The organism is Mesorhizobium sp. LSHC420B00 (assembly GCF_000503055.1).
GTDB lineage: Bacteria > Pseudomonadota > Alphaproteobacteria > Rhizobiales > Rhizobiaceae > Mesorhizobium.
In genome coordinates, this window is record NZ_AYVY01000014.1 from 43,737 (window position 1) to 63,815 (window position 20,079).

Annotated in this window: 19 protein-coding genes and 2 pseudogenes; 10 read left to right on the plus strand and 11 right to left on the minus strand. The window is 62.7% G+C overall.

Features of this window, described 5'->3' with window-relative positions; translation table 11 throughout:
* Positions 1-33 precede the first annotated feature (33 nt).
* The 6 genes from rnr (at position 34) to rpmG (ending at position 5,615) form a co-directional block, all read left to right on the plus strand.
* The gene (gene rnr / locus X760_RS59255) at positions 34-2,304 is read left to right on the plus strand and encodes a ribonuclease R (protein ID WP_245278628.1); all 2,271 of its coding nucleotides are present in this window, start codon (positions 34-36) and stop codon (positions 2,302-2,304) included.
* The gene (locus X760_RS59260; RefSeq protein ID WP_031194322.1) at positions 2,304-2,756 is read left to right on the plus strand and encodes a DUF983 domain-containing protein; all 453 of its coding nucleotides are present in this window, start codon (positions 2,304-2,306) and stop codon (positions 2,754-2,756) included. Before rnr ends, X760_RS59260 begins: the two co-directional genes overlap by 1 nt.
* Before the next feature lie 73 nt (positions 2,757-2,829).
* Positions 2,830-3,570, plus strand: a complete 741-nt coding sequence (locus tag X760_RS59265; RefSeq protein ID WP_023720105.1) for an NUDIX domain-containing protein — start codon at positions 2,830-2,832, stop codon at positions 3,568-3,570.
* 16 nt (positions 3,571-3,586) lie between these two features.
* A complete protein-coding gene (locus X760_RS59270) occupies positions 3,587-4,762 on the plus strand; it encodes an MFS transporter (RefSeq protein ID WP_023720106.1) in 1,176 nt (391 codons plus the stop codon).
* A 109-nt stretch (positions 4,763-4,871) separates the two neighbouring features.
* Positions 4,872-5,327, plus strand: coding sequence for a hypothetical protein (locus X760_RS59275; protein ID WP_023720107.1), 456 nt, complete (start codon positions 4,872-4,874; stop codon positions 5,325-5,327).
* A gap of 120 nt (positions 5,328-5,447) precedes the next feature.
* Positions 5,448-5,615, plus strand: a complete 168-nt coding sequence (gene rpmG, locus X760_RS59280; RefSeq protein WP_006201775.1) for a 50S ribosomal protein L33 — start codon at positions 5,448-5,450, stop codon at positions 5,613-5,615.
* Between the two features lie 68 nt (positions 5,616-5,683).
* Here the strand turns inward: rpmG and ugpC are convergent, their stop codons facing one another.
* From ugpC to X760_RS59320, 8 genes are all read right to left on the minus strand, one after another.
* On the minus strand, positions 5,684-6,751 hold the full coding sequence (gene ugpC / locus X760_RS59285) for a sn-glycerol-3-phosphate ABC transporter ATP-binding protein UgpC (protein ID WP_023720108.1): 1,068 nt from the start codon (positions 6,749-6,751) through the stop codon (positions 5,684-5,686).
* A gap of 4 nt (positions 6,752-6,755) precedes the next feature.
* Entirely contained in the window at positions 6,756-7,604 is an 849-nt protein-coding gene (locus X760_RS59290) for a carbohydrate ABC transporter permease (RefSeq protein WP_023720109.1), read from the minus strand.
* Entirely contained in the window at positions 7,604-8,527 is a 924-nt protein-coding gene (locus X760_RS59295) for a sugar ABC transporter permease (RefSeq protein ID WP_023720110.1), read from the minus strand. The genes X760_RS59290 and X760_RS59295 overlap by 1 nt, the downstream gene beginning before the upstream one ends.
* A gap of 215 nt (positions 8,528-8,742) precedes the next feature.
* On the minus strand, positions 8,743-10,020 hold the full coding sequence (locus X760_RS59300; RefSeq protein ID WP_023720111.1) for a sugar ABC transporter substrate-binding protein: 1,278 nt from the start codon (positions 10,018-10,020) through the stop codon (positions 8,743-8,745).
* Positions 10,021-10,050: 30 nt separating this feature from the next.
* Positions 10,051-11,238, minus strand: coding sequence for a PLP-dependent transferase (locus X760_RS59305; protein ID WP_023720112.1), 1,188 nt, complete (start codon positions 11,236-11,238; stop codon positions 10,051-10,053).
* Entirely contained in the window at positions 11,235-11,969 is a 735-nt protein-coding gene (locus X760_RS59310; RefSeq protein WP_023720113.1) for a FadR/GntR family transcriptional regulator, read from the minus strand. Before X760_RS59310 ends, X760_RS59305 begins: the two co-directional genes overlap by 4 nt.
* 463 nt (positions 11,970-12,432) lie before the next feature.
* The gene (locus X760_RS59315; RefSeq protein ID WP_023720114.1) at positions 12,433-13,806 is read right to left on the minus strand and encodes a PleD family two-component system response regulator; all 1,374 of its coding nucleotides are present in this window, start codon (positions 13,804-13,806) and stop codon (positions 12,433-12,435) included.
* A 33-nt stretch (positions 13,807-13,839) separates the two neighbouring features.
* On the minus strand, positions 13,840-14,256 hold the full coding sequence (locus tag X760_RS59320) for a response regulator (protein ID WP_348625950.1): 417 nt from the start codon (positions 14,254-14,256) through the stop codon (positions 13,840-13,842).
* Positions 14,257-14,429: 173 nt separating this feature from the next.
* Between X760_RS59320 and X760_RS59325 the strand changes: the two genes are divergently transcribed.
* Entirely contained in the window at positions 14,430-14,729 is a 300-nt protein-coding gene (locus X760_RS59325; RefSeq protein ID WP_023720115.1) for a DUF3572 domain-containing protein, read from the plus strand.
* A 66-nt stretch (positions 14,730-14,795) separates the two neighbouring features.
* Here the strand turns inward: X760_RS59325 and X760_RS59330 are convergent, their stop codons facing one another.
* Both X760_RS59330 and X760_RS59335 read right to left on the minus strand, forming a co-directional pair.
* The gene (locus X760_RS59330) at positions 14,796-16,280 is read right to left on the minus strand and encodes a hypothetical protein (protein WP_023720116.1); all 1,485 of its coding nucleotides are present in this window, start codon (positions 16,278-16,280) and stop codon (positions 14,796-14,798) included.
* A 108-nt stretch (positions 16,281-16,388) separates the two neighbouring features.
* Positions 16,389-16,964 (minus strand): GNAT family N-acetyltransferase, encoded by a 576-nt coding sequence (locus X760_RS59335; protein ID WP_023720117.1) that lies wholly within the window; start codon positions 16,962-16,964, stop codon positions 16,389-16,391.
* 68 nt (positions 16,965-17,032) lie between these two features.
* On the opposite strand from X760_RS59335, the gene X760_RS59340 reads away from it, so the two are divergent.
* On the plus strand, positions 17,033-18,361 hold the full coding sequence (locus tag X760_RS59340) for a DNA polymerase IV (RefSeq protein ID WP_023720118.1): 1,329 nt from the start codon (positions 17,033-17,035) through the stop codon (positions 18,359-18,361).
* 5 nt (positions 18,362-18,366) lie between these two features.
* Here the strand turns inward: X760_RS59340 and X760_RS59345 are convergent, their stop codons facing one another.
* Positions 18,367-18,873 carry a hypothetical protein gene (locus X760_RS59345; protein ID WP_023720119.1) on the minus strand — a complete coding sequence of 169 codons (507 nt, stop codon included), beginning with the start codon at positions 18,871-18,873 and terminating at the stop codon, positions 18,367-18,369.
* Positions 18,874-19,046: 173 nt separating this feature from the next.
* Here X760_RS59345 and X760_RS0138355 point away from each other — a divergent pair.
* Both X760_RS0138355 and X760_RS0138360 read left to right on the plus strand, forming a co-directional pair.
* Positions 19,047-19,643: pseudogene (locus X760_RS0138355) on the plus strand (DMT family transporter); the annotation flags it as partial.
* Between the two features lie 8 nt (positions 19,644-19,651).
* Positions 19,652-20,077, plus strand: a pseudogene (locus X760_RS0138360) (DMT family transporter); the annotation flags it as partial.
* Positions 20,078-20,079 lie beyond the last annotated feature (2 nt).

A 20,079-nucleotide genomic window follows, 5' to 3' on the forward strand; every position in this document is an offset into this window, starting at 1 on the left:
GCGCGCAAAGTCTCCGGAAGAAGCCACGGCGATCTGCGCACCGCCGATACCCGTGCCAAGGTCAGGGACAATTACCGGCCTTCGCGTGACGAGATACTGCGTTACATCGCAGAAAATCCGGACCGCGCCGGAAAACGCGACATCGCCAAGGCGTTCGCGCTGCGCGGCGAAGACCGTATCTGGCTGAAGGACATGTTGCGCGATTTGCAGGACGAAGGCCTGCTGACCAAGGAGCGCAAGCGGCTTGCCCGCGTCGGGGCCCTGCCCCACGTCGCGGTGCTCGACATCTTTAGCCGCGACGCCGACGGCGTGCTGCTGGCGCATCCGACCGAAGCGATCGGCAATGGCGAACCTCCGGTCATAGCGATCCGCGTGTCGCGCGGCGGCAATGGCCCGACGCCTGGCATCGGCGACCGGGTTTTGGCCAAGACCTTTCCAACCGACGATCCGGCAGGCCCGGCCTATACGGGCCGGGTGATGAAGATCTTCGAGAAGCGCACCGATGCGGTTCTCGGCGTTTTCCGTGTGCTGAAGGACGGCACGTTCCGCATCGAGCCGGTGGAAAGGCGCCAGCCGGAGCTGGTCGTCGACAAGGAATTCCAGAACGGCGCCAAGAATGGCGACCTGGTCGAGGTCGAGCCGGCGCGGGCCTCCCGTTACGGGCTGCCGAGAGCCAAGGTGCTGGCGGTATTGGGCTCCTTGACCAGCGAAAAGGCGGTCTCGATGATCGCCATCCACGCGCACGACATTCCGCATATTTTGCCCGCCGACGTCATCGCCGAGGCAGAGGCGGTCAAGCCGGCGACGCTTGCCGGCCGCGAGGATTGGCGCGAGCTGCCGCTGCTCACCATCGATCCGGCCGACGCCAAGGATCATGACGACGCGGTGTTCGCCATGCCCGACACCGACGAGACGAACGCCGGCGGCGTGATCGTCACCGTCGCCATTGCCGATGTCGCCGCCTATGTGCGCTATGGCACGGCGCTCGACCGCGAAGCGCTGAAGCGCGGCAATTCGGTCTATTTCCCCGATCGTGTCGTGCCGATGCTGCCGGAGCGCATCTCGAACGACCTCTGTTCGCTGCGCGAGGCCCAGGATCGTCCGGCGATAGCGGTGCGCATGACTTTCTCGGCTGATGGCCACAAACTCAGGCACTCCTTCCATCGCATCATGATGAAGTCGGCGGCGAAACTCGCGTATCAGCAGGCGCAAGCGGCGATCGACGGCGCACCGGACGACACGACTGGCCCGATCCTCGATGCGGTGCTGAGGCCGCTATGGGACGCTTACGCGATCCTGAAGCGCGGCCGCGACACGCGCCAGCCGCTCGAGCTCGATCTGCCGGAGCGCAAGATCCTGCTCAAGCAGGACGGCACCGTCGACAAGGTCGTCGTGCCGGAGCGGCTCGACGCGCACAAGCTGATCGAAGAGTTCATGATCCAGGCCAATGTCGCCGCCGCCGAGACGCTGGAGGCGAAGCGGCAGGCGCTGGTCTACCGCATCCACGATGCGCCCTCGCTCGCCAAGCAGGAATCGCTGCGCGAATTCCTGCAGACGCTCGGCCTGTCGCTGGCGCGCGGTGCGCAGATGCGGCCGAACCAGTTCAACGGCATCCTCGCTCGCGTGCGCGGCGCCGATAATGAGGGACTGGTCAACGAAGTGGTGCTGCGCTCGCAGAGCCAGGCCGAATATTCGCCTGCCAATATCGGCCATTTCGGCCTCAACCTGAAGCGCTACGCGCATTTCACCTCGCCGATCCGCCGGTATGCCGACCTGATCGTGCATCGTGGGCTGATTGCCGCACTCGGCCTTGGTCCGGGCGGCCTGACGCAGGACGAGGCGGAACGGCTGGAAGAGGTCTCAGCACTGATCTCGGCGACCGAGCGCCGCGCGATGGCCGCCGAGAGAGACACGGTCGACCGGCTGATCGCCGCCTATCTCGCCGAGCGCATCGACGACCGTTTCGACGCCCGCATCTCGGGCGTCACCAAATCGGGACTGTTTGTCCAATTGCCGCAGTACGGCGCGGATGGCTTCATTCCGGTTTCAACGCTGGGCGGCGACTACTATATATACGACGAAACTGCCCGATCGCTTTTCGGAGAACGCACCGGCAAGGGCTATCAGCTTGCCGACCGCGTCGAGGTTCGCCTGATCGAGGTGGCGCCGATGGCCGGCGCGATGCGTTTCGAGATGCTGACCGAACCAAAGCCGCTGCCCGGCTCCAAACGGTCGTTCCACAAGGCCAAAGGCCGCGCCCGGGCGTCGCAATCGCGTACCGGCTCGCGCGGCAGGAGACGGTGATGCCAAAAGAACTGCAGGTGGAAGAACTGGTTTTCGGCGGCGAGCATCACTCCGGCCGGACCGCCCGGCCGCTATGGACGGCAATGAAGCGCGGCATGCTTGGCCGCTGCCCGCATTGCGGCGAGGGAAAGCTGTTTCGCGCCTTCGTCAAGACCGTCGACAAATGCGATCATTGCGACGACGAGCTCCATCACCATCGCGCCGACGATCTGCCGGCCTATCTTGTGGTGGTCATCGTCGGCCACATCGTGCTCGGCGCTTTCATGGGTGTCGAGGCGACCTCGACCCTCTCCACCTGGCAGCACATCGCAATCTGGGTGCCATTGACCATCATTCTAGCCGTCGTCCTGCTGCAGCCGGTCAAGGGCGCTGTCATCGGCCTGCAATGGGCATTTTATATGCACGGCTTTGGTGGCGAAGAAGACCTGATCGAGTCGCATCCCGAGGCTTGAAGCCATCACTGGCGCAATCGGCTATGGATGAAGCCCACTTTCGCATGAGAGAAGATTCCGCTAGGTCGAGCGCATGGACGGCATGACCAAGGCGGAAGTCGACAAGGTTGAGCGAAGCGCAATCGCGCTCGACAGCCAGCCAATACGCCCCCGTGACGCCGCGACGCTGATCCTGCTCGACCGCAAGGACGGTGAGTTGCTGGTGCTGATGGGCCGTCGCCATGCCCGCCACGCCTTCATGCCTGGAAAATTCGTGTTTCCCGGTGGCCGCACCGATCCGGCCGACAGCCGTATCCCCGTAGCCACTGCATTGCACCCTGACGAAGAAGCGAGATTGACCGCGGGCATCGGCCGCACCAGCGCTGCCCGCGCCCGTGCCATTGCTTTGTCGGCGATCCGCGAAACCTATGAGGAGGCCGGGCTGCTGATTGGCCAAAAAGGCGCCTTCGCGACCGCCAAGCGCGACTGGCAGGGCTTTGTCGAACACAGTGTTATTCCATCACTGCAAGCGCTGCGCTTCGTCGCACGCGCCATCACGCCGCCCAACCGGGTGCGCCGCTTCGATACGCGCTTTCTCGCCGCATGGCGCGACGACGTCGCCGTGGAACTGCCGGGTGGCGGTCCGACCAACGAGTTGGAAGACGTCGTTTGGCTGCCGCTGGCCAAGGCCAGTCAAGCCGACGTTCCAGACATCACGCGCACGGTCCTGGAGGAGCTGGAAACGCGGCTCGCCCAGGATCCGCTGCTGAGGCCCGGCGGTCCCGTGCCGTTCTATCGGCTTGTCCGCAATCGCTTCGTCCGCGAAATTCTCTAGAGCAGCCAGGCATTCCATGACAGTCGATACCCAGCCGCAGAGCGAGGAACGCGTACACTGGCTGCCGATGGTCGCGGCGATCTCTTCGATCAGCGTCGTCGGCATCGCCATCGGCCTCGGCATGCCGCTGCTCAGCGTCATCCTGGAAACGCGTGGTCATTCGGCGTCGATGATCGGTCTCAATACCGCGGTCGCCGGCCTCGCCTCGATCGCCGGCGCGCCGCTCGCCACCCCGCTTGCCATGCGGTTCGGGGTCGCCTGGACGATGCTTGCCATGATCGTCGCCGGGGCGCTGGCCTTTGTCGGTTTCCATTTCGCGCCAGCTTTCTGGATGTGGTTTCCGCTGCGCGTCCTGCTGCACGTCGCGCTGACGGTGCTGTTCATCCTCTCAGAATTCTGGATCAGCACCTCGGCGCCGCCACACCGGCGCGGACTGGTCCTCGGCATCTATGCCACCGTGCTGTCTCTCGGCTTTGCCGCCGGGCCATGGCTGTTCGCTCATCTCGGCAGCAGCGGCTTCCTGCCCTTCGGCGTCACCATCGCTTTGGTGACGCTCGCTGCCATACCGGTTCTGGCAGCACGCAACGAGAGCCCGACGATCGTCGCCGACGGCGAAACCAGCAATTTCCTGCGTTATATCTGGCTGGTGCCGACGGCGACCGCGGCCGTGCTGGTGTTCGGTGCGGTCGAGACCGGCGGCTTTGCGCTGTTCCCGGTCTACGGCAACCGCATCGGCTACTCCGAGGCCGACGCAGCTCTTTTGCTCACTATGATCGGGCTCGGCAACGTGCTGTTGCAGATCCCGATCGGCATGATCAGCGACCGCGTCAGCGACCGCCGCTATCTGCTGATGGCCTGTGCCACGGTCGGGCTTGTCGGCACCGTCTTTATGCCGTTCTTCGCGCAGAATTGGCACTTGATGGCAGCGCTTCTGTTCGTCTGGGGCGGCGTGGTCGCCGCCATGTACACGATCGGTCTGGCGCATCTCGGTTCCCAGCTTTCCGGCCACGAACTGGCCTCCGCCAACGCCGCCTTCGTGCTTTGCTACGGTGTCGGCATGGTGCTTGGCCCGCAGGCAATCGGCATCGGCATGGATGCTTTCGGGCCGTCGGGCTTCGGTTGGGCGCTCGGCCTGTTCTTCGCCTGCTATATCGTGCTGGTTGGCACCAGGCTGCTCCGCAAAATCCTCTGAGTGGGCCCGCTGCCGACATTGCTCCCACTGCTGACTAACTACTGACACCACCATGTCAGGAGCGCTCGCGTATATGCTCCCTCAAAGTGCATAAGCAGGGAGACCTCGGATGATCGACAGTGGCTTTGAGACGAAATCGCTGCGGATGGAATTGCTGCTGCTGGTGACCTTTCAGGCACCGGCCGCCGATGTCGACCGCATCATGGAGGCGGTGGTCGCGATCGCGCCGCTCAGAATGGGCAAATATGACAGCAATGCCTTTCAGTCAGCGGACGGCATCGAACGCTACCGGCCGCTTGAAGGTGCCGCCGCCGGCGCCGAGACGGAATTGCGCAGGCGGCCGGGCACTGTCGAGGTGTCGTTCGAACTGCCCGACGACCAGAAGCTCGCCGCTCGCGTCGTCGAAGCGATTTACCAGGTTCACAGTTATCAGGAGCCGGTGATCCGCATTCAGCCGCTGCTTGCCAGCCGCTCCAAGGGTCTCGACGACCGCGCCAACCCGAACCGCTGGTGGAACACGACTGGAGACTGGAAGAAGGCGCTGCCAGTCACGGAAGACGCTTGAACCTGGACAAGGGTTGACTTTCCGGGCGCGTTCTTTATGTGTCGCGGCAAGTTTCCCGCGTCCGGGTGTTTCCCCGTGCTCCAGCGGCCAAAACTCCACGAACATTAACGGACGAACATCATGGCCAAAGCCGCAAACATCAAGATCAAGCTTCTGTCGACCGCCGACACCGGTTTCTTCTACGTGACCAGCAAGAACAGCCGCACCAAGACGGACAAGCTGTCGTTCCGCAAATACGACCCGGTCGCCAAGAAGCACGTCGAGTTCAAGGAAACCAAGATCAAGTAATCCGGTTTTCTCTCGCAGTACCGAAACGCCGCCTTCCGGGCGGCGTTTTTCGTTTCGGGGATGCAGGACTAGCCGATGCGATCACCGCTTGCCGGATCGAACAGATGCAGCGACGCCGGGTCGGCCGACAGGCGCACGGCCTCACCCGGTTTCACACTGGCCCGACCCATGGCGAAGACGCACACCTGCTGGCCGGCAAGCTTGGTGTAGAATTGAGTCGACAGGCCGAGCGGCTCCACTACGCCCACCTCGCCTTTCAGCGCGCCATTGTCGGCAAGCCGGATATGCTCCGGCCGTAAGCCGACGGTGATCGCATCGCCATCCCTGAGCGGCAACCCGTCCGGCAGCCGCAGCTTCTGGCCGTCGGCCAGTCCGGCATCCGACTTGGCGGTCTTTTCAACCACGGCAGGCAGGAAATTCATGCCGGGCGAGCCGATGAACCCGGCGACGAACATGTTGACCGGCCGGTCATACAGATCGAGCGGCGCACCGACTTGCTGGACGAGGCCGTCATGCATGACGACGATACGGTCGGCCATTGTCATTGCTTCGATCTGGTCATGGGTGACATAGACCGAAGTGGTCTTCAATTGCTGGTGCAGCGCCTTGATCTCGGCACGCATATGGACGCGCAGCTTGGCATCGAGGTTCGAAAGCGGCTCGTCGAAGAGAAAGACTTTCGGGTCGCGGACGATGGCCCGGCCCATGGCGACGCGCTGACGCTGGCCGCCGGACAATTGCCGCGGCAAGCGTTGCAGAAGCGCATCGAGCCCGAGCCGCTTGGCGGCACCGTCCACCCTTGCATCGATCGCCGGCTTGCCGGCCTTCCTCAGCATCAGGCTGAAACCCATGTTCTTCGACACGTCCATATGCGGATAGAGCGCGTAGGACTGGAATACCATGGCAATGTCGCGGTCCTTTGGCGCGATGTCGTTGACCAGGCGCTCGCCAATATGGATTTCGCCGTCGGAGACCTCCTCCAGCCCGGCGATCATGCGCAGCAGGGTCGATTTCCCGCAGCCGGATGGCCCAACCAGGACGACGAACTCGCCGTCGGCGATTTCGAGATCGACCGCGTGCAGGACGCGCACGGCTCCATAGTCTTTGCGGACTTTGTCGAGAGTGACGGAGGCCATCGATCTATCCCTTGACGGCACCAGCGGTAAGGCCGGTGACGAGGTAGCGTTGCAGGAAGGCAAAGAACATGCAGACCGGGATCAGCGCCAGGATGGAAGCGGCCATCATCTGTCCCCAGTCGACCGCGAATTTGCCGATATAGGTGAGCAGGCCGACCGCGAAGGTCTTCTGGTCGTCGCTGGAAATCAGCATCAGCGCAAACAGCAACTCACTCCAGGCGGCGGTAAAGACGAAGCCGAGCGTCGCGCCCATGCCGGGCAGCGTCAGCGGCACGATCACCTTGCGCATCGCCTGCAGGCGCGTGCAGCCGTCGATCATCGCCGCCTCTTCCAGGTCTCGCGGAATGCCATCGAAGAACGACTGCATCAGGAAGGTTGCAAAGGCCGTATTGAAGGCGGTGTAGATGATGACGAGGCCGGTCAAGCTGTTGATGAGGCCGATCTGCCCCATGATGCGGTAGATCGGCGGAATGACCATCACCAGCGGAAAAGTCTGGGTGAGCAGAAGCAGAATGGCCAGGGTCGCCTTGCCGCGGAAGGAAAATCGCGACATGGCGTAGCCGGCCAGCGTGGCAATGACCGTTACGAAGGCCGCCGTCGACACCGAAACGATAACGCTGTTCAGGAAGTAGCGCGGGAAATCGGTGGCTTCGAGCACGGTGACGAAGTTCTGCAGCGTCGTTTGCGACGGCCAGAAAGTGATGCCTTCGGAGTAGAGCAGCCGCTCCGGCGTGACCGAGATCTTCAACGTCCAGAAGATCGGGAACAGCGCGAAGGCCATATAGGCGCCGATGGCGCCGTAGAGGCCGATGCCGCCGAGAACGCGCGAGGAGACGGAGCGTCCTGCAATCATCAGACGTGCCTCACCAGCGAGCGGCGTATGCCGATCAGTGCAATCGCATAGACGATGAGCAGCACAAGCAGCAGCACCGCCACTGCGGAGGCATAGCCCTTGTCCAGCGACTTGAACGCGCTGACGTAGATATAGACCGGCACTGTGGCGGTCGAACCGGCAGGCCCGCCTTCGGTCATGACGAAGATCAGGTCGGCGAAGGTGGCGATCCATATCGTGCGCAGCATGACGGTGATGACGATGGTCGGCGCCAGGAACGGCAGCGTCACCTTGGTGAAGCGCTGCCACGGCGAGGCGCCGTCGATCGCCGCCGCCTCATGCAATTCCGAGGGTATCGACTTCAACGCCGCCAAAAGTGTGATGGCAAAAAAGGGAATGCCGAACCAGACATTGGCGACGATCGGCCCCCACATGGCTGTCGAGGGATCGGAGAGCACGTTGGTCGGCTCGGCTTTCAGCCCCAATGCATAGAGCCAGTGGGGCAGCGGCCCGATGATCGGATTGAACAGCCAGGCCCAGGTCAGGCCTGACAGGAAGGACGGCACCGCCCAGGGCAGGAACACCACCGCCTGCACGATCTTTCTGCCCCGGAACGGCATGTCGAGCAGCAGCGCCAGGCCAAGGCCGAGGAAGAACTGGAAGAACAGGCTGGCTGCCGTCCACCACAGCGTGTTGACGAGCGCCTGCGCGAGCACGGGATCCGACAGCATCGCCTGATACTGCCCAAGCCCGACATATTCGGATTTGAATGCCGAGAACTTGCGGAACGAGTAGCCGATACCGATGACCAGCGGCACCAGGAGCACGACGACCAGCAGCACGATAGCCGGGCTGAGATAGAGCCAGGGCTCGATCGCGGCATGGGATAGCCGCTTCTTTCGCGGTCTGCCGGCGGATCGTATTTCGGACACGGCATAGGTCATTGGTGCTGGATTGTCTCCTGAAGCAGCGTCGAGGACAGCGCCCTTCTCCCAGTTTACGGGAAAAGATGCCGGTCCACCCTCCGCAGCTGCAGCGCAGCTGCTGCGGAGGACGGGCAGGCAGATGAGAGCCAGCACGAGCCACGACGGGTTGGCGCCGCCCCTCATCCGTCACTTTGTGACACCTTCTCCCCGTGAACGGGGAGAAGGAAGAAAAGCTATTTCTTGTTCTTGGCCAGCCAGTCCTGCTGTTCCTTGGTCAGGAACTTGGCCCATTCGTCGGCCACGTCCTTGGCCGCCTTCTGGCCAAGCAGCACTTCCTGAAAATTCTTGATCGCCACCTGGTCGACGAAATTGCCGAGGTTTTCCAGATGCGTCGGCGGCGTCACCATCTCGTATTTGTCGCCGTTGTTCAGTTCTTCGAACCAGCCCTTGAACTGCTCGGTCCTGAAGTGAGCGTCCTGGTCGGCGCCGTTGTGGATCGGAATGACGCCGACTTCCTTTGCCCATTCCAGATTGTCCTTGGGCGACAACAGCGTCGCCATCAGCTTCCAGGCATCGTCCTTGTGCTGGGAATTGGCGAACATCGCCCAGCCGGCATAACCGAGCGTCGGATAGGATTTGCCGCTCGGCCCGACCGGCATCGGCGCCACGGCGAAGTCGTCGGCGCTCATCTTGTCGGCGATGCCGAGCAGCGCGTCGGGATCCTGGTTCAGCATGGCGCAGGTGCCACTATAGAAGCCGGTGACGGTCTCGTTAAAACCCCAGCTCACCGCATCTTTCGGCGCCAGGCCATTCTTGTACATGTCGGCGAGCATCTGCAGGCCCTTGACCGAGCCTTCCTCGTTGATGGTCGAGGTGCCGTCCTCGTTGAAATAGCCGCCCTTACCAGCGGCAATGTTCATGAACATGTGCATGCCGTTGAAGGCGCCCGGGCCACCGCGCAGGCAGTAGCCGTATTTGCCCGGTATCGCCGAGATCTTCTTGGAGTCCTCGACGAATTCGTCGAGCGTCGACGGCGGACCGTCCAGGCCGGCCTCCTTGAACAGCTTCTTGTTCCAGAACAGCGCGTTCAGGTAATAGCCGTAAGGGATCATGTACTGCTTGTTGTCGACCGTCGAGCCGAACTGCTTGGCGCGCTCGCCCAGCGTTTTGGCATCGTCCCATTTGGCCATGTATGGCCCGAGGTCCTCGAGCTGGCCGTTGGTCGCGTAGAGGCCCATCCAGCGTTCCGGCATCTCGACGATGTCGGGCGTGTCGCCGGCCTGCACCATGGTGAGGAACTTCTCGAACGCCTGGCCCCAAGGCAGCGACACGAGCTCGACCTTGACGCCCGGATTGGCCGTCTCGAACTCGGCGATTTGCTTCTTGAGGAATTCGGTACGCGGCGGGCTGGTAATGACCTCGACCATCTTGATGGTGGAATCGGCCAGCACGCTGCCGGCGGAAATCGCGAGACCCGCGACGGCACCAAGAAGGATGCTCAGTTTTTTCATGTTCAGCACTCCCATTTTGAACGGCTCCTTTTATCTTTTTGCTCTGTCGAAGGCCTGGGCGACATCCGCCCACAGGTCTTCGACACTTTCCAATCCGACACTGAAGCGGATGGTTCGCGGGCTGACGCCGAAGCGCGCCATCGAATTCAGGCCCGGCGTCTGCTCGAGCGAGGCCTTTGCCGGAACGACCAGGCTCTCATGGCCGCCCCAGCTGACGCCGATGCGAAAGAGTTTCAGCGCATCGACGAAAGCCGGGATGTCGACGTCTTCCGTCACTTCGAATGAGAACAGCCCGGCATAGCCGGCAAGCGTCGCCTTGCCTGGATGGTTGGAATAGGCCGGGTGGTTGACCCGCTCGACATGGCCATGCGCCTTCAACCGCTCGGCGATGGTCAGCCCGCTCTTCATGTGGTGCGGCAACCGCAGCGGCAATGTGCGCAGCCCGCGCAGCAACAGCCAGGCCTCGAAAGGCGAAAGCTTGCCGCCGAGATAGGAATAGGTCTGCTCGTTGATGTGTCGGATATGGGCAGCCGAACCGGCCACCACGCCGGCGACTGTGTCGCTGTGGCCGCCGAGATATTTCGAGGCAGAATGCAGCACCAGGTCGACACCGTGTGAAATCGGCTTCTGGAACACCGGCGTCGCCCAGGAATTGTCGATCGAGGTGACGATGCCCTGCTCTTTGGCCAGCCGTGCCAGATGCGTTATGTCCTGGAGCTCGAACATCATCGACGTCGGGCTTTCCAGGTAGAGCAGCTTGGCGCCGGGAAGTGCTGCGGCGACCGCGTCCGGATCGGAACCGTCGACATAGTCGACCTTGATGTTGAGCCGAGGCAACAGCCGTTCGAACAGCCGGTAGGCATCGCCGTAGCAATTGCGCACGACAACCATGCGCTCGCCGGCACCGACGAAAGCAAGCACCGTGGCGCTGATCGCCGCCATGCCGCTGGAAAAGCCGCGCGCGGCTTCCGCGCCTTCGAGAGCCGCGACACGCGCCTCGAACTCCATGACCGTCGGGTTGTCGCCACGCGAATAGATCGGCTGGCGTCGCCTGCCGGCGAATGTGTCGGCCATCTCGGCATAATTGGCGAAGGTGAAGAGCGAAGTCTGGTAGATCGGCGGCACCACCGCACCGCCGGGAAAAGGCTCGTCATGGGCGAGAAGCGTCGCAGCCTCGGCGAGATAGTCGTTTTCGAAACCGGCGGGATGGTCGTTCATTTCTGGCCTGAGAGTTTGAGTTTGGCCGCACCGCGTTTCAGATCGTCCTCGACGGTGGCGATCAGCTTCAGCGCCTCGGCCCGGGCTCCCTCCGGATCGTGCGCGGCGATGCGTTCGTAGATGGTGCGGTGGTAAGGAAAGCTGGCGTGGCCGAAGTCGCGCACGCCGAGCGGATGTTCCCAGAAACGGTGGAACAGCTCGTGCATGGCGGCGATGATCTGCTCGAACAGCGGATTGCCGGAAGCGCGGTAGATCGACTGGTGGAATTCCCAGTCCTCCTCCGCCGACATGCCGGCGCGCGTGTGGAAGGCCTGCTCCATAATGTCGAGCTTGCGCCCGATCTCGACGAGATTTGCCTGGCCGGCGCGAACGGCGCAAAGGGCGGCTGCTTCCGCCTCCAGCGCGCGGCGGATTTCCAGCGTCTGCATCAGGCTGGTGAAATCATTGCCGCCGGCCAGCGTCAGCGGCATGTGCAGCATGTCCAGCGACACCACTCCCTTGAGATAAGTGCCGCTGCCTTGCCGCCGCTCGACCAGGCCGAGCCCTTCCCAGCGCGTCAGCGCCTCGCGCACGGTGTTGCGGCTCACCTTGAGGCGCTCGGCAAGGATGCGTTCGGTCGGCAGTCTCTGGCCGGGCCCGAGGGCTTCCCGCATCACAAAGCCGGCCAGGGCCTTGAGCACCGCGTCGTCGCGAGCAGTTGCCTGTATGGGCGAAAGGCCGAATTCGGTCATGCCAACGGGTCACCAAAAATGGCTCAATGGTCCAACCAATTTCTGCATAGAAGACAGGCTCTGTCAATCGGCTGCAGGCACATGCGTACCGCCCCCAGCGTGCTGATCAAAAGGCGGCCTACCTGTCACGGCAAAAAGCCAGCATTTTCTGGATGCTGACACAGAGTCCTGATGTGTTTTGAAATTGGGGGCCGGCCGGCGTTTGGCAGCGGTACGAGGAGGCCACTATGTGCCAGCGCCGGCCGGCCGACCCCACGGACCCAGGAGATGCGGCGGACCTGAGCATCATGGGGTATTCTTCGGGTCGAACCGGCGATCTAGCCTCGTGCCGGTTACGTCTAAGGGCTGCACATTTGCGCACCAACTTATGAAAATCAACAGTTTCTTAACCAAGCCTCGCAAATCGCTTGGATTAAGGTAAATTCGTAACCTTGTCGCGTTGACTGGCTAATTGGTGTCCGGGCTATGCCGCCTTGGCGACGACGCGATTGCGGCCGCCGCTCTTGGCCTCGTAGAGCGCGAGGTCGGCGCGTTTCATCAGCGCAGCGACCGTATCCACCCCTTTCAGCACCGACGACACGCCGACGCTGACGGTGACTTCGATCGCTTTGCCCTCGCTGCCAACGGCAAACGGCAGTTGGGCGATTTCGGCGCGAATGCGCTCGGCTACCTTTTCGGCTACCGCGCCGTCCGTGTCCGGCATCACCACCACGAACTCCTCGCCACCGAAGCGGCAGGCCAGGTCGATGCCGCGCACATTCTTGCGCAGCCGCCGCGCGAATTCGCGCAGCACGTCGTCGCCGCCGTCATGGCCATGCGTATCGTTGATGGTCTTGAAGCGGTCCAGATCGGTGATCATCACCGACAGCGGCCGGCGCCGTGCCACGGCGCGGTCGAACAGCGTCTGCAGATGGCTGTCGAGATAGCGGCGGTTGTGCAGGCCGGTCAGGGCATCGGTCACCGCCATCTCGATGGTCTGGGTGACGCTGGCGCGAAGCTGGTCGTTGTAGCGCTTGCGGCGCACCTGCGTGCGCAGCCGCGCGGTCAGCTCCTGCTGGTCGATCGGCCGCATCAGATAGTCGTTGATGCCGAGTTCGAGGCCGCGGATGATGCGCCCCTCCTCGCCCTCGTCCGCCAGAAGGATGATTGGCAGGAAACGGGTGCGATCGAGCGAGCGCAATTGCGAGCAGAGCCTCAGCGGGTCGAAATCGGCGAAGGCCGTCGAAATCATCACGCATTCGTAGGGCAACTCGGCAGCCTGAAAGAAACCGGCATGCGGATCGGTGGCGACGTCGAGATCGGCACTGCCGCGCAGCATCTTCTGGATGCGCTCGAAGGAGGATTTGCGCTCGTCGACCAGCAGCACCTTTGGCACCGCATCGTCGGCCGCGAAGTTGCGGCTCAAAAGCTCCTCGATGCCGATATTGCGCGTCGTCGAGGCACGCAGCCGCAGCTCGTCGGTCAGCGACTTCAGCCTGACCAGGCTCTTGACGCGCGTCATCAGCTGCAGATCGTTGACCGGCTTGGTCAAAAAATCGTCGGCGCCGGCCTCGAGGCCTCGCACCCGGTCCGAAACCTGATCGAGCGCGGTGATCATCACGACCGGGATGTGCGATGTCGCCGGGTCACCCTTCAGCCGCCGGCAAACCTCGAACCCGTCCATATCGGGCATCATCACGTCGAGCAGCACGACGTCGACCTTGCCGTTCTCGCAGATCTCGATCGCATCCGGCCCGTTGGTGGCGGTCAGAACCTCGAAATATTCGGCGAGCAGCCGAACCTCCAGCAGCCTGACATTTGCTGGGATGTCGTCGACGACGAGGATCCGCGCGGTCATTTCACAAAGCTCCGGCTCGGCTGGAAAGATACATCAGGCATCGCCCAGGTAGGATTTGATAGTTTCGATGAAACGCGGCACCGAGATCGGCTTGGAAATATATGCCTCGCAGCCGCCCTGGCGAATGCGCTCCTCGTCGCCCTTCATCGCGAAGGCGGTGACGGCGATGACCGGGATGACGTGGAGATCATCGTCCTCCTTCAACCATTTGGTCACCTCGAGGCCGGACACTTCGGGCAGCTGGATGTCCATCAGGATGAGGTCCGGCCTGTGCTGCCGCGCCAGATCCAGCGCTTCCAGGCCGTTGCGTGTACGCACCGTCTCGTAGCCGCTCGCTTCGATCAGGTCGCGAAAGAGCTTCATGTTGAGCTCGTTGTCCTCGACGATCATAACCTTTTTAGGCATCGATTTCCCGTCCCGGCTGGCCTTCCACTCGAAGGGTGCCGTCATGCGCCCCTTGTCGGCACGCACCAAACCTGTTCCCACTATACGGCAATATGATTGACGAAACGGAAACCGGCCGCCGGAAAAGCGTTCGGATTCCAGGTCGGCGAGCTTGCTGCCGGCAACACTTGCCACTACTGCGAAAACAGAACGATTCCGCCCACGAAGGAAAAGTAGCGATGGCAAACGCAGCGTCAATGCGCGAGGAAGCCGAAACCATTGCCGTAAAGGCGTTGGGCTTCGTCGCCGCCGATCCGGAACTTCTGCCCCGCTTCCTGGCGATCACCGGCATCGAGGCCCATTCCATCCGCCGGGCGGCCGGCGAGCCGGGTTTCCTGGCCGGCGTGCTGCAGTTCATCCTCGCCCACGAGCCGACGCTGATGCGTTTTTCGGAGGAAACCGGCACGCCGCCGGCCGCAGTGGGCAAGGCGTTGCGGGCACTGCCGCTCGGCGACGACAATCATGAGCATTCGACATAAGCCACGATGCCGAGACTGCGGGCAGATCGAAGAGCCTTCCGCAGACGATGGGCCACTGCTGGTGCTTTATGGCGTTGCCTCTTCCCCACTGTTGTTCGTCCCAACGGGGTCGGCCGGCTTCAGCATGGCGCCGTTGACCGTCACCGAACCGTCGGCTTTGGTGTTGATCACCCATTCAAGCCGGCCGTCCGGCAGCGTCTTGCCAAACCCTTTGATCGCCAGCGCGCCGGTAAAATACTGCGCGGCCTGCGGGTCCGTCTTCGCCGCCGTCTGCAAGGTCTCCACGATCTTGTCGTAGCCGGTGATGTCGATTGTCACGTCCGCACGCGGCTTCTTGCCGGGGAAGGTCATCTCGCCTTCCATCGCAATCTCGATGTTGCCGTTCTTGATCGTGCTGTGTCCGAGAATGGCCTTTGGCGTCTTGGCCAGGAAATCGGCGGAGATCTGGTTGCCGAAATCTGCCGGCAGCGGTGGATCCTTGCTGAAATCAAGGGTTTCGATGGTTTTCTTCGCCATGCTGTCCAGATCGATGTTGGCGCCGCCGAAGTTGAGGTCGATATCCGTCGGCAGCAACGCAACGCTCCAGCTGGGCAGCACCTGCTGCGGTATTGTCAGGCCGGAAACCTTGAACGCGTAGTTGATCTTGCCTTCCTTGGCGATGCCGTCCATGCCGACAGCGGTATTCAGTTGCGTCGCACCGAACTTGCCGACCGGACTCTCCACCACAAGGTCCTTGAAGCCGTAGGTGCCGTCGATCCGCTCCCACAACGGCAGTGCTGCCGTCAGAAGCGATTTGAACTCCGCCCCATCCGCCTTGAATTTGGCTGCATCATCAGTCGCCACGATGAAAGCAAGCAGGTCGAGCAGCGGCTTTGTCCGCAAACCCTTGCCGGCCGCATCCACAGAAAGTTCAGGCGCTTTTACAGCAGCCGGAAAACTCAACCCACTTTTGGGATCGTTGACTTTGATCGTTTCGGCGAAGTTCGTTATTTTTTCCGTCACCGTGAAATCGACGCCGCCGTTTGCGGATTTGGTCGAAACTATTACGGCAGTGCCAGGACCGACCGTGACATCCGCCTGCTGCTTGGGCTCTCGGGTGGTCATCGTCATGCCAGCCATCGAACCGGTTGCGCTCGCGAAAGCGGCCAGGTCGGGGTCATAAACTCCGGTGAACTTGTTGTCCGACACGGAGAAGTCGATGTGCTGCGCCCCCTCAGGGCCAACGAAATCGATAGACCCCTTCGGGGACACGTCCGCCGAAACGTCCCAGTGTCCATCTTTGCGCGGCTTGACCAAGATGAAGTAAGGCGTGATGTCGAACTTGAAGGCTTGCGGCTTTGCCATCAAATCCGTGACTGGCTTGAAGTCGAATGCGAGCTTGTAGGCATCGCCGTCGACTGAAATTTTCACGAACCCGATATCGAACAGCTTCTTTCCGATATAGCGCGCCAGATCGTCGGAAAGCTGCTTCGCCCCTTGCCTGTCGACCGCTTGGCCGAAGGCCGGTCCGCTGCAGGCAAGCAGTAAAACAAGTGGCAAAACGCGCTTCATGTCGATCCTCACTTATTCGCGGCCGTCAAACCGTTTCTATCACTGGTAGGGAATTACCATCACAACCGCAAGGCGAGCCGGACGGATCGATGTCGCCCGCGGCATTGCCTAAAGCACCAGCCGCACCAGCGGCCGGCCCGGCTTGCGCTCGACCAATCGCTGGAACCCGGCCTTTTCGAAGACCCGCGACGAGCCGACGAACAGCCCGATCGAGCGCGAATCCTTCGATAGATCGATCGGGCAGGCCTCGATCAGCCGGGCACCATTTTCCCGTGCGAAGTCGATGCCGCCTGTGACCAGGCGGTGCGACAGGCCCCTGCCGCGTGCCCTGGCGCGGATGAAAAAGCAGGAGATCGCCCAGACGCCGGGATCGGTGGCATCGGCGGGGTCGAGCGGCGCCGACCCCCTGCCCTGGTTGTTCCATTCGGGCACGTCGGCGCGCGGGCCGATCTGCATCCAGCCGACCGCCTGACCACCCTCGAAGGCCAGCAGGCCGGGCGGCGGCCCGGCCTCGATCCGGGCCTTGATATGATCCTTGTTGCGCTCCCGGTCGCTCGCGCGGCGCGCTGCCGGCGACAGCCGGAAATGTGTGCACCAGCAGCCGTAGCAGGCGCCTTGCTTACCGAAAAGATCTTCGAAATCCGCCCAAAGCTCGGGCACTAGCGGCGCTATGGTCGTATTCATGAGTTCTCTCCCGGCCCACCGCCTTGTCGTGGCGTCCGTCCTGACGTACCATTGCATTTGTTCTCTTTATGTTCGCAGCGATGGCGGCCCCTGTCAACAATCCCGAACACGGTTTTTGCCGCGACTGCCTGAATTTTCAGCGCAGCGAGGCACGCCGTTGCGAGCGCTGCGGCAGTCCGCGGCTTGCGCGCCATCCCGAGCTTTACCGGCTGCGCCTTGCCCATATCGATTGCGACGCGTTCTACGCGGCGGTCGAAAAGCGCGACAACCCGGCATTGAAGGACCGGCCGTTGATCATCGGCGGCGGCAAGCGCGGCGTCGTCTCCACCGCCTGCTATATCGCCCGCATCCATGGCGTGCGCTCGGCAATGCCGATGTTCAAGGCGCTCGAAGCCTGCCCGGACGCGGTGGTCCTCCCGCCGGACATGGAAAAATACGTCCGCGTCGGCCGCGAGGTGCGCGCCATGATGCAGGCGCTGACGCCGCTGGTCGAGCCGCTCTCGATCGATGAGGCCTTCCTCGACCTCGCCGGCACCGAGCGCCTGCATGGCCTGCCGCCTGCGGTGGTGCTGGCGCGCTTCGCTCTCAGCGTCGAAAAGGAGATCGGCATCACCGTTTCGGCAGGCCTGTCCTATTGCAAGTTCCTGGCCAAGGTGGCCTCGGACTTCCGCAAGCCGCGCGGCTTTTCGGTGATCGGCGAGGCCGAGGCTATCGGCTTCCTGGCCGAGCAGCCGGTGACGCTGATCTGGGGCGTCGGCAAGGCCTTTGCCGCCACGCTCGAGCGCGACGGCATCCGCACCATCGGCCAGCTGCAGCGCATGGAACGCGGCGACCTGATGCGCCGCTATGGCGTCATGGGCGACCGGCTCTACCGGCTTTCGCGCGGCGAGGACGACCGCCGCGTCGTTCCCGACCAGGACGCGAAAAGCGTCTCGGCGGAAACCACTTTCGACACCGACATCGCCTCCGTCGAGGAACTGGTTTCGGTGCTGAGGGCGCTGGCGGAGAAAGTCTCGGCCCGGCTGAAAAAATCCGGCATTGCCGGACGCACCGTCGTCCTCAAGCTGAAGACCCAGGATTTCAAGATCCGCACGCGCAATCGCCAGCTCGGCGATCCGACCCGGCTGGCCGACCGCATCTTTCAGACCGGGCTCGAGCTGCTACGCAAGGAAGCGGATGGCACGAAATACCGGCTGCTCGGCATTGGCGTCAGCGATCTCTCCGACGATGACCGGGCGGACCCGCCCGACCTGGTCGACGTCAAGTCACGCAAGCGCGCCATGGCCGAAGGCGCCATCGACACGCTGCGCGGCAAGTTCGGCCGCAGGGCGGTGGAAACCGGCTATACCTTCGGCAAGGGCCGTGATGCGCACCCGCCCGAACCGATCGAGGAGTGACAGTGCTAAGTGCGCCGCAGATCGATCCGGCTGGTAATCACGCGCTCGCCGGTTTTCGGGTCGACGTCGATAACGGTCAGCCGCATGCCGTCCTCGCCATTCTTCTCGACCGTCATTTGCGCCTTGCGATCGCCATTGACCTCCTTGGCCCAGCGGATGCCGAGATTGATTGCGTTGCCTTTTCGGCTGCCGCTCAATTGCGCCGGCCCGGTGCGCGATCCGACATAGGTGCCGCTGTATTTCGTCCCGCTGGACCTGAGGTCCGCGCTGATGTCGCGCGTCACCAAGATAAGACCGCGGCAGCTGCCGTCGAGCGACAATGAGTTCGACGTCGCGTCGGAATTGAAGTGACAGGAGACATTCACCGTCGGCGCGTCGGTGGTGACCTTGACGATGCCCTTGCCGGCGAAATTCCCCTGGAATGAGCGAAGAAAATCCGGATCGTCGGCATGCGCTGCGCCGGCCCCGGCCGCCAGGCAGCCGGCAAGTACAAATCGTGCGAGTGATTTCATCGGACCGCTCCTCGTTGGTATCCAAACACAGCACGCAAACACTGAGGGACCAACGCTTCCCTCAGCGGCGGGTTCCGGCTTCAACATCACTGTTTGCAACGCTTCACGGCTGGCCCAGTCAAATGCGTCGGCTAGCGGTTGCGATGAAAGCGCCGGCTTGCGACATAGCGCGCATGGTACCCGCACCCTCGATCCCCAAGGCCGCGTTCTGGATGGCGCTGTCGATCGCCTCGTTCCTGGCGATGTCGGTCGCCGGCCGGGCCACGACGGCAGAGCTCAACGTCTTCCAGGTGCTCGAGCTGCGCTCGGTGATCGGCTTTTTCATCCTGCTGCCGCTGGTCATGATGTCAGGCGGTTTTGCGGCGATGCGCACCGGGCGTCCGCTGGCCCATATCGCCCGCAACGTCGTCCACTATACCGGCCAGGCTGCCTGGCTTTACGCCCTGACGCTGATCCCGCTTGCGGTGCTGATCTCGATCGAATTCACCACGCCGATCTGGACCGCCCTGCTGGCGGTCGTTTTCCTCGGCGAAAGGCTCTCCCGGCCACGGCTTGCGGCAATCGTGCTGGGGCTGATCGGCGTGGTGATCATCGTGCGTCCGGGCGTCGGCGCGGTCAATCCGGGGCAGGTTATCGTGCTGGGAGCCGCGGTCTGCTTCGGCGTCTCGGTGGTCCTCGTCAAGTCGCTGACGCGGACGGACAGCGTCGTGCGCATCATCTTCTGGATGCTGATCATCCAGTCGGTGCTTGGCCTCGTCCCGGCGCTGTACGAATGGCNCTCGTCGTTCTCGGCGCGGCCGTGTGCTTTGGCGTATCGGTGGTGTTGGTCAAGTCGCTGACCCGCACGGACAGTGTCGTGCGCATCATCTTCTGGATGCTGATCATCCAGTCGGTGCTTGGCCTCGTCCCGGCGCTGTACGAATGGCGCAACCCGCCGCTCGAGCTCTGGCCGTGGATCCTGCTGATCGCGTTTACCGGCATGTCGTCGCATTTCTGCATGGCCCGCGCACTTGTCTATGCCGATGCGACGGTCATCTCGCCAATGGACTTTTTGCGCGTACCGCTGTCGGCGGTGATCGGATGGCTGCTTTATCACGAGCAGATCGACGCCTTCACCGCCGGCGGCGCCCTGCTGATCCTGCTCGGCAATCTGCTCAATCTGCAGAAAAAAGCCGCCAAACCGGCTGAGGTGGCAGCATCGTAGCC

Coding starts and splice junctions, on each gene's coding strand:
- X760_RS59345 (WP_023720119.1), bottom strand. CDS start 18,873: ATGAAATCACTCGCACGATTTGTACTTGCCGGCTGCCTGGCGGCCGGG.
- X760_RS59315 (WP_023720114.1), bottom strand. CDS start 13,806: ATGACCGCGCGGATCCTCGTCGTCGACGACATCCCAGCAAATGTCAGG.
- X760_RS59270 (WP_023720106.1), top strand. CDS start 3,587: ATGACAGTCGATACCCAGCCGCAGAGCGAGGAACGCGTACACTGGCTG.
- ugpC (WP_023720108.1), bottom strand. CDS start 6,751: ATGGCCTCCGTCACTCTCGACAAAGTCCGCAAAGACTATGGAGCCGTG.
- X760_RS59335 (WP_023720117.1), bottom strand. CDS start 16,964: ATGAATACGACCATAGCGCCGCTAGTGCCCGAGCTTTGGGCGGATTTC.
- X760_RS59330 (WP_023720116.1), bottom strand. CDS start 16,280: ATGAAGCGCGTTTTGCCACTTGTTTTACTGCTTGCCTGCAGCGGACCG.
- X760_RS59265 (WP_023720105.1), top strand. CDS start 2,830: ATGGACGGCATGACCAAGGCGGAAGTCGACAAGGTTGAGCGAAGCGCA.
- X760_RS59290 (WP_023720109.1), bottom strand. CDS start 7,604: ATGATTGCAGGACGCTCCGTCTCCTCGCGCGTTCTCGGCGGCATCGGC.
- X760_RS59300 (WP_023720111.1), bottom strand. CDS start 10,020: ATGAAAAAACTGAGCATCCTTCTTGGTGCCGTCGCGGGTCTCGCGATT.
- rpmG (WP_006201775.1), top strand. CDS start 5,448: ATGGCCAAAGCCGCAAACATCAAGATCAAGCTTCTGTCGACCGCCGAC.
- X760_RS59305 (WP_023720112.1), bottom strand. CDS start 11,238: ATGAACGACCATCCCGCCGGTTTCGAAAACGACTATCTCGCCGAGGCT.
- X760_RS59260 (WP_031194322.1), top strand. CDS start 2,304: ATGCCAAAAGAACTGCAGGTGGAAGAACTGGTTTTCGGCGGCGAGCAT.
- X760_RS59320 (WP_348625950.1), bottom strand. CDS start 14,256: ATGACGGCACCCTTCGAGTGGAAGGCCAGCCGGGACGGGAAATCGATG.
- X760_RS59275 (WP_023720107.1), top strand. CDS start 4,872: ATGATCGACAGTGGCTTTGAGACGAAATCGCTGCGGATGGAATTGCTG.
- X760_RS59310 (WP_023720113.1), bottom strand. CDS start 11,969: ATGACCGAATTCGGCCTTTCGCCCATACAGGCAACTGCTCGCGACGAC.
- X760_RS59295 (WP_023720110.1), bottom strand. CDS start 8,527: ATGACCTATGCCGTGTCCGAAATACGATCCGCCGGCAGACCGCGAAAG.
- X760_RS59325 (WP_023720115.1), top strand. CDS start 14,430: ATGGCAAACGCAGCGTCAATGCGCGAGGAAGCCGAAACCATTGCCGTA.
- X760_RS59340 (WP_023720118.1), top strand. CDS start 17,033: ATGTTCGCAGCGATGGCGGCCCCTGTCAACAATCCCGAACACGGTTTT.